We start from the raw sequence: 1,421 nt of genomic DNA on the forward strand, positions 1-1,421 counted from the left end.
AGCGGGGCCTGGTCGCCCCCGCCGGCGCCGGGCCCGACCCGCCGCTGCGGCCGCTGCCCCCGGACGTCGCCCTCGGCGACGAGCTGCTGCGCCAGCAGCACACCCTCGACCAGGCCCGGCACCGGGTCGCCCAGCTCACCGAGGAGTACCGGGCCGGCCTGCGGCGGCACGACGCCGACCACCTGGTGGAGATCGTCACCGGCGCCGACGCGCTGCGCGCCCGGCTGCGCCGATTGCAGGACGACGCCCGCACCGAGGTGCTCTGGTTCTGCCGGGCGAATCCGCTGGCCATGCCCGGACCGGAGAACGTGGAGGAGTTCGCCGCGCTGGCCCGCGGGGTGAGCTACCGGGCGATCTACGAGCGGGACCTGCTGGCCGAGCCGGGCGCCCTCGCCGACGTGGAGAAGGCGGTGCGCTGCGGCGAGCAGGCCCGGGTCACCGACACCCTGCCGGTACGACTGGCCATCGCCGACCGGACCACCGCGATCTGTCCGCTGGTGCCGGACCGGACCAGCGGCGAGCCGAGCGCCGCGCTGATCGGCCGGGTACGGCCACGCCGTCCCGCCCGGACTCCACCTCAGCGCAGCCCGTACGCCCCGAGCACCGTCTGCTCGACGGTGTTCCCGGACCCCTCGGCGGCCCGTACCCGCAGCGAGACGCTCCCGTTGCCGACGGGAACGGTGGCCTCGTACGCGGTCCCGGAGCCGCGTACCGGCACCGGGCGCCAGTGCCCGCCGTCGTCGAAGGAGACCTCCACGGTGACCGTGGTGCCGGCCGGGGCCGGCAGGCCGGCCTGGTGGCGCAGGGTCAGCCCGACGGTGTGCGACCGGTCGCCGTCGACCATTCCGGACAGGTCGGTCGGGACCCGGGTAATCGACCTGGAGCAGTGGCAGCGGCTGGGCGTCGGCGCCGGCCGGTCGGGCCGAGCGGAACTCCCAGGCGGTGCTGGTCCGCGTCGCCCACCGCCACTCGTCGCTGGTATAGACCCGCGCGTCCAGCCAGATTCGCTCGATGCCGCCGCCGAGCCGTCCGGCCGCCGTCGCTGCGGCCACCCCGGCCTGCGGGGCGCGCAGCGAGGACCAGAGGCCGGCCAGCTTCTTCTTGCCGACCGCGAGGGCCGCGCCGTCGATGCTGGGCAGCGGCCGTACGTCCGTCGCCTCGGCGGCGAGCGTGCCGACCCGGTCGGCGCCGCCGTCCCGGTACCGGACGATCAGCGGCAGCCGACCGGAGGCGCTGTCGCCGAACCCGTCCGCGACGAGCTCCTCGACGTCGAACAGGTCCGCGTCCAGCACCCCACTGGCCAGGTACGGCACCACGTCGGAGGGCAGCACCCGGAGCTTCCCGTCGACGGAGAGGGTGTGGAAGGTGACCTTCTCCCGGCCGGGCGCGGGCCGGACGGTGGCCGCCAGCCGTCCGGCCCG

The 1,421-nt window shown here is 76.3% G+C and carries 1 pseudogene; it reads left to right on the forward strand.

The annotated features are described in order from the left end of the window. Positions 1-1,421: pseudogene (locus DKL51_RS36395) on the forward strand (hypothetical protein); the annotation flags it as partial.

The organism is Micromonospora globispora (genome assembly GCF_003857015.1).
GTDB classification, from domain to species: domain Bacteria; phylum Actinomycetota; class Actinomycetes; order Mycobacteriales; family Micromonosporaceae; genus Micromonospora; species Micromonospora globispora.